Source organism: Mesorhizobium sp. M7A.F.Ca.CA.002.04.1.1 (assembly GCF_004022805.1).
Classification (GTDB): domain Bacteria; phylum Pseudomonadota; class Alphaproteobacteria; order Rhizobiales; family Rhizobiaceae; genus Mesorhizobium; species Mesorhizobium ciceri.
Map to the genome: position 1 here is coordinate 1 of NZ_RZPL01000365.1, position 5,524 is coordinate 5,524.

Sequence of the window (5,524 nt, forward strand, 5' to 3'; positions counted from 1 at the left end):
TGATTCCGGCGAGTTCCTGTCGGTGCACGAGTACAAGCATGTGCAGCGTTGGGCGAAGGCCATCGACGCCCGCCCGGCGGTCAAGCGCGGGCGCATGGTCAACCGCGCCTTCGGTGAGCCTGCCATGCAACTGCATGAACGCCACGACGCCAGCGATTTCGAGACCAAGACGCAGGATAGACTGGCCGCCGAATAGGCCATCGCGGGTCGCGGCAAAGGAAACCCGCCCCGACGCGACGTCGGGGCGGGTTTTTCCCAAGGTCCAGTACTGCGGAATCCCTAGTGCAGCACTTCAACAATCTGGCGGGTCTCCGGATCGACGAGGACCGTCTGGTCGTTGATCACCGCGACGCGGTATTTGACGTCGGGCACCTCACGCAGTTCGACCGTATCCGGCACCGACGAGCCGAGCTTGAGCTCGACGCCCAGAAGGTTCACCGAGGCAAGCGGTTCTCTCTTGATGTATTCGCGAACGACTGTCTCCTGCTCCGGCTGGACGACGACGACGTTTTCCGCCAGCGCCGCACCAATCCCGCCCATCAGGACGACGGCGGTCGCCGCGCTCGTAAGATAAAGTCTCATGGCCATCTCCTAGTGATAACTGAATTCCGCCCTCCATAAAAACTCCACCGCTGCCATGCGGTTCCATCGTAACTTCAGAATTGAAGATATTACGATTGCAGCCTGGATATTGATTGGTTGCTGATCAAACATTCGGCAGACAGCATTCAAGAGTTTGAAAACTTGCACAGATATGTACGGATATTTAAAGGGAAAAAATTCAATCTGAGCACCAGTGCGCCAAATCGGCCGCGCATCCGCCTCTTCATCTGGACGATTTGAAAGGCTCCAGCACGAAAAGGGCTCGCCCCGCCGGGAGCAGAGCGAGCCATAACGGCACCGATGGAGGCGGCAACCTCATCGGCACTGCCAGAGAACGCGAAGCATCAGCACTTGTTCCCAACCTGTCGGCCTGAGCACAATGCGGAGCGGTCGCGCATGCATCCTGTTCCCATGATAACGCTGGCCGAAATCTCCAGCAGGGATATGCTCAGAAGCCGTCTCAGCGACCAAACACCTTGCCGTCGGTCGTGATCGCGCTGGTGGCGACGTTCCCCGAGCGCCCCGGCGCACGCGCTCGAGTGGACGGCCTGGTATGGAAACGCCATTCCTGATCGGTCCCGGTCACCCGGTCTCAAAGCTGGACACCGTCGCGATGCAATGGCGGAAAGGCGTCTACCGGATCCTGGCTCGGCACGATGTCATGTGCGCGCCTGAAGATCAGCCTCACGACGAGCACGAAGTAGCCGACCTGCAGGACAAGCAGCGTCGCTATCGTCCAGGCAAATGCCTCCCAGAAGGAGCCGGTGGTCATATAGGTCCAGACCGCGACGATGACGGCCGTGGCTGACATTCCTACCAGAAACTGTCCAAAATACATGGTTTCCAAAACCGTCGAAACCGCGCCGGTTCCAACCAGTCCCTGCCTCATTTCATTTCCCGCGGACAACATTTCATTATTTTAGCAACTTCGCAAGTAAGGGGTCAGTCGCCGCAATGCGTTCTCCATTTGCACGGCAACTTGGCAACTGTGCGGGCCGCGGCCGCGGTGCTGGCGGGCTGGGCTGACACGCCAGCCGTCGACAATCCAGAAGCACGCCGGTCTTTGCACTTCGGGTCCGGAACAAACGCCGGCACGCCGAGTTTCGCCTCCAGTTCTTCAACGATTGGAGGCCAGCATGGCACCTCGCAACAAACCAAGCGCCGACATCGAAGATGACGCACCGAGGGCGGATGGGCCGACCATCGAGCAGCAGGATTGGGATGCAATCAAGGGCGGCGAGATCCTGCCAGAGTCCGCGCCGGAAAACGGCGACATGCGTTACGGCGTCGAAAAAGACGGCGATCTGCCGGACGAGGACGACGATAACGCGTACCAGGACAGCGACGACGCCCTCCCCGATGATGAGGAAGAAGCCGCAATCACGCACGATCAGACCCGAGAGGGCGGATTCGACGAGACGTGAGCTATTCGTCGCCCGAGACATGACTGCCTGTTGTTGAACTTGCCAAAGCCACATTTTCCATGCCCGGTTCGCGGGCGATTTTGCTTGGCCAGCTAAGTTTTCCGCCCAGGCAATATATCAGGTTTACCTAAAGTAACGGAACATCCAAGGGACATTATCGGAACTGAACAAGGCCCCTTGGACCTTTGCGCTCGGCAGATAAGACCTTGGTCCTACAGGAAAAAGCAAAAGCCCAAAGTGACCGATTGAGTCTTCCAACGAGGGAACATCGGGCCTCGCTTGTCGTTTGTCGCAGAACTCGGCACCGCCGGGTGTCTGGAGAACGCCGCGATGGCCCACCGATCCACCATCATCAAGACAGGCTATGGCCCAGGAACGGCGATTGCCGTGCTCATGGTTGGATTGACGGCGGTGGGCATCGTGTTCCTCATTCTCGGCAGTTCGCTTTACTTCAGCGAGCAGCCTACGGATCAACGTGTCTTGTCTTCGCCGCCGGCTCGATCGATACACACGGCCCGATAACCGAGCGGCAAACTGAACGAGCAACTGCTGGACGATAGCGACGAGCAGGCCGGCGTATGGTGAAGATAGAGGGTTCGCCAGGCGCCGAAGCGGCTTGCGAACCCTCTCAGCGCAGGAAGGGACGTTGCTGCGCCGATCGACGACATGTCAGCCAAGGACTATTCCCATCACCAGAAAGGTAACGGCTGTCGCGAAAATCGGTGCGAGCAACCAGCGCGCTTGGCCAACACTTTTGTCCATCTGTTTCTCCGAATTCCGGGAGACAAACAGCCGTGAACAGAGAGCCGTTCCCGTCGGTAAGACCAATGCGCTCTCGGGCCAGACTTAAGTCGCAGACAGCATCCGACCGAAGCCCAATCTGAGGAACATTTTCAGTTGGCTCAAGTTCAGTTGCCGTCAGCGTTGGACGATCTTGTCATGCTGACTCGCAAGGAGAAACAGTATGAAAATGCACCTAACGGGCGCCGCAGCGGCGCTGTTGCTGTTGGCCGGAGTGGGCGCCGTTGCCGCTCAGGACGTTGTCATCCAGCCTGAACAGGACACGGTCATCCGCGAGTATGTGAAGAAGCAGCCCCTCGCTTCGGTCAAGATTCCCGGCGTGGAACTGAATGTTGGTAGCGCGTTGCCGGATACGGTCGAGCTTCATGAGATCCCCGACGTCAAATACCGCTACGTAGTGGTCGACAACCGCACCGTCCTGGTGGATCCGGGCACCCGCAAGATCGTCAAGGTCTACGACTGAACTTGGAATTGTCCCAAACCCGCCGCCAGCCATGGCGGCGGGTTGCCCATGTCAGTTTCCAATCAGGACGAGTGAAGATGATAAGCAAAGCTGTGACATCCCCTGCTTTGGGCGTTCGCCTGGCCGATCTCCAGGCCCGGATGCGCGATGCGCGGGTGACGGATGCCGAAATGAAAACCTTTCAAAAGGTCGCGGCCATCATGGAAGATCGTCACGGCCGGATCGATGGCGACGACCTGATTGCGGTGTCGTTCCTCGCCGATCCGGTGCAGCACCGGCAAACGCCTTGAACGACATTTCCAATAACCAGCAGGCTTTTTGACTCCCGGACCGGGAAAGCGCGCCGAAAGTCTCAGCCGAATCCGCCCTTTTGCTCCGGCCTATTCCGCTTTCGCGGAAGTTTCGAGCGGCACGCAATGTGCAATGTTGCTAATGCGGCGGTACGAGCCGCCCTGGTTGACGCGGGCGCCCGAGCCATCCCAACAATGCGCCCCCCCCGTCCGCGTCGACCACGGCAGGCGCCCGGCGCTGTCTTCCCTCGCGAAGTCCTCAAGCCGGCCTGCCTGATAATGCGGCCTGCGGCGACGTTCGGGCTTCAGCCGCCGACAAGCGCCTTTGTGGTCACCAGATTGACGCCGGCCTCGGCGAATTCGCCATTGTGCCTGACGATGACCTGCTCGGCACTCTCGCTGGCATTGTCCAGCGTGCTGTGCGCATCGGACACCACGGTCACGCCGAGCCCTCTGGCGATCGCGCCCTTGACCGTCGCGGCCACGCAAAAATCGGTCTGCGCGCCCAGGAGCACGACAGCACCCGCACCCTGCCCGGCAACCCAGTCGCCGAAGGCGGGATTGCTGAAAGCATCGCGCACGGATTTGGCAAAGGTCGGCTCGTCCGCAGCTTGGCCAAGTGCGGGCCAAACCGGCCAGCCCGGCTGATCCGGTGCCAACGGATCGCCTTCGGGTCCATCATGCCTGACAAATGCGACCTTGCGCCCGCCGCCCCGCGCCCAGTCGATCACCGCTTTGGTGCGCTCGACTATGCCTGGCGCATCATGGATCGGCGGTTCGTGCACGCCGTCGAACATACCGGTCTGGAGATCGATGACGATGAGCGGCGCGTTGTCTGGGAGGCTGGATGCTGGCATGGGCTTTACATAGCACGGCGGACAAGGTGATCAAGATTTGCTCATTCCGACGCGCCGGCAAACAGCACGACGCCGTCACCGCCGTCGGGCGGCCAGTCGCGGGTGGTGCGATCATTGCCGCCGGTCAGCACCGCGGCGGACGCCCGCATAGATCGGGCCGGTCTTGCTGTCGAACAGCGCGATCTGGTGGCCGGTGTCCATGCCCCATAGCCGGGCCGTGCCGTCGAGCGAGCCGGAGGCCAGGCGCTGGCCGCCAGCCGATAGCGCCAGGAGGGCCGCCGTCGGCGCCCGGCTTGGTTGACACATGTCGCGCATCTGCCATGCTCGCCGAGAGTTCAGGAGAGAACACCATGAAGAAGACTTACGCGAAGCCGACCTTCGTCAAGAAGGGCAAGCTTTCCGCCGTCACGGCAAACGCCCCGAGCAGCGTCACGCTTTAATCCGGCGCATCTCTGGCGGATCGCGCCGGCGCTGGAGAGCAAACTCCAGGTGCAATTGGTTTTGGGATGGCCCGAAGCAAAGAATAGGGACCCTGGCCCCTGGTCGCGCATTGTTGGGTTTATTGTTTGTTGCTTTCAGCTCGCATGGTTGACAGATGGCCGCAGTATGGCATCATCAGGCTGGGATTTTAGGAGAGTCTGAAAATGAAGAAGATTTATGTGAAGCCGTCGTTCTTGAAAAAGGGCCGTCTGTCGGCGGTCACAGCGTCGAACGGCGCCTCGATTATCATTGTGCCGGGCTGATCGTAAACGTAACCTGATTGAAGCGGGGCGAAATTCGCTCCGCTTTGGCATGCTCAAATCTCAGCGTGTCAGGACCAAATCGTCCACGACCATTTGCCAATAGTGCTTCGTCGACAGGCGAACACGCGTTACAGCTTTGAGCATCGGGGCATAGTGCAACGGCGTCAGCGCCGACAGCGTGATCTGATCGCTTGCAATCAGCTGCTCGCCAAGCCAGCTTTCGATCAGCGCCACCTCCCCTTCCGACGCCAGCCAGGCGGCGCTCAGCATGACCGAGTGAAAGCCGAACGGCCGTTCGCAGCTGAATTCGGCAGGCAGCCCGCTGCTGGTGTAGAGCACATGG

General features: G+C 60.1%; 9 protein-coding genes and 2 pseudogenes. 6 read left to right on the forward strand and 5 right to left on the reverse strand.

What is annotated here, in order from left to right; all coding sequences use genetic code 11:
• Nucleotides 1-196: pseudogene (locus ENZ75_RS19060) on the forward strand (glutathione-dependent disulfide-bond oxidoreductase); the annotation flags it as partial.
• A gap of 83 nt (nt 197-279) precedes the next feature.
• Here the strand turns inward: ENZ75_RS19060 and ENZ75_RS19065 are convergent.
• Both ENZ75_RS19065 and ENZ75_RS19070 read right to left on the reverse strand, forming a co-directional pair.
• Nucleotides 280-582 (reverse strand): DUF1236 domain-containing protein, encoded by a 303-nt coding sequence (locus ENZ75_RS19065; protein ID WP_013530629.1) that lies wholly within the window; start codon nt 580-582, stop codon nt 280-282.
• Between the two features lie 613 nt (nt 583-1,195).
• Nucleotides 1,196-1,414, reverse strand: coding sequence for an exopolysaccharide production repressor protein (locus tag ENZ75_RS19070; RefSeq protein WP_224674556.1), 219 nt, complete (start codon nt 1,412-1,414; stop codon nt 1,196-1,198).
• A gap of 325 nt (nt 1,415-1,739) precedes the next feature.
• Here ENZ75_RS19070 and ENZ75_RS19075 point away from each other — a divergent pair, with 325 nt between their 5' ends.
• The 3 genes from ENZ75_RS19075 to ENZ75_RS19090 all read left to right on the forward strand — a co-directional run bounded on the left by ENZ75_RS19075 (nt 1,740) and on the right by ENZ75_RS19090 (nt 3,581).
• Nucleotides 1,740-2,027, forward strand: a complete 288-nt coding sequence (locus ENZ75_RS19075) for a hypothetical protein (RefSeq protein WP_063168625.1) — start codon at nt 1,740-1,742, stop codon at nt 2,025-2,027.
• Between the two features lie 964 nt (nt 2,028-2,991).
• On the forward strand, nt 2,992-3,291 hold the full coding sequence (locus ENZ75_RS19085) for a DUF1236 domain-containing protein (RefSeq protein ID WP_013530625.1): 300 nt from the start codon (nt 2,992-2,994) through the stop codon (nt 3,289-3,291).
• A 107-nt stretch (nt 3,292-3,398) separates the two neighbouring features.
• Complete coding sequence (locus ENZ75_RS19090; protein WP_318014171.1) at nt 3,399-3,581, forward strand: hypothetical protein; 183 nt, start codon at nt 3,399-3,401, stop codon at nt 3,579-3,581.
• Nucleotides 3,582-3,886: 305 nt separating this feature from the next.
• Here ENZ75_RS19090 and ENZ75_RS19095 read toward each other — a convergent pair whose 3' ends face one another.
• Both ENZ75_RS19095 and ENZ75_RS19100 read right to left on the reverse strand, forming a co-directional pair.
• Nucleotides 3,887-4,438: an isochorismatase family protein gene (locus tag ENZ75_RS19095; protein WP_063168626.1), complete on the reverse strand. Its 552-nt coding sequence runs from the start codon at nt 4,436-4,438 to the stop codon at nt 3,887-3,889.
• A 111-nt stretch (nt 4,439-4,549) separates the two neighbouring features.
• Nucleotides 4,550-4,753, reverse strand: a complete 204-nt coding sequence (locus ENZ75_RS19100) for a hypothetical protein (protein ID WP_063168627.1) — start codon at nt 4,751-4,753, stop codon at nt 4,550-4,552.
• A 35-nt stretch (nt 4,754-4,788) separates the two neighbouring features.
• Between ENZ75_RS19100 and ENZ75_RS19105 the strand changes: the two genes are divergently transcribed.
• On the forward strand, nt 4,789-4,878 hold the full coding sequence (locus ENZ75_RS19105) for a hypothetical protein (protein ID WP_081714185.1): 90 nt from the start codon (nt 4,789-4,791) through the stop codon (nt 4,876-4,878).
• A 204-nt stretch (nt 4,879-5,082) separates the two neighbouring features.
• The gene (locus ENZ75_RS19110) at nt 5,083-5,181 is read left to right on the forward strand and encodes a hypothetical protein (protein WP_013530621.1); all 99 of its coding nucleotides are present in this window, start codon (nt 5,083-5,085) and stop codon (nt 5,179-5,181) included.
• Nucleotides 5,182-5,241: 60 nt separating this feature from the next.
• On the opposite strand, the pseudogene ENZ75_RS19115 reads toward ENZ75_RS19110, so the two are convergent.
• Nucleotides 5,242-5,524, reverse strand: a pseudogene (locus ENZ75_RS19115) (hypothetical protein); the annotation flags it as partial.

Bases quoted from the DNA above. Each gene is read 5' to 3' on its own strand.
- ENZ75_RS19065 (WP_013530629.1), bottom strand. From the start codon at position 582: ATGAGACTTTATCTTACGAGCGCGGCGACCGCCGTCGTCCTGATGGGC.
- ENZ75_RS19070 (WP_224674556.1), bottom strand. From the start codon at position 1,414: ATGTCAGCCACGGCCGTCATCGTCGCGGTCTGGACCTATATGACCACC.
- ENZ75_RS19075 (WP_063168625.1), top strand. From the start codon at position 1,740: ATGGCACCTCGCAACAAACCAAGCGCCGACATCGAAGATGACGCACCG.
- ENZ75_RS19085 (WP_013530625.1), top strand. From the start codon at position 2,992: ATGAAAATGCACCTAACGGGCGCCGCAGCGGCGCTGTTGCTGTTGGCC.
- ENZ75_RS19095 (WP_063168626.1), bottom strand. From the start codon at position 4,438: ATGCCAGCATCCAGCCTCCCAGACAACGCGCCGCTCATCGTCATCGAT.
- ENZ75_RS19100 (WP_063168627.1), bottom strand. From the start codon at position 4,753: ATGCGCGACATGTGTCAACCAAGCCGGGCGCCGACGGCGGCCCTCCTG.
- ENZ75_RS19105 (WP_081714185.1), top strand. From the start codon at position 4,789: ATGAAGAAGACTTACGCGAAGCCGACCTTCGTCAAGAAGGGCAAGCTT.
- ENZ75_RS19110 (WP_013530621.1), top strand. From the start codon at position 5,083: ATGAAGAAGATTTATGTGAAGCCGTCGTTCTTGAAAAAGGGCCGTCTG.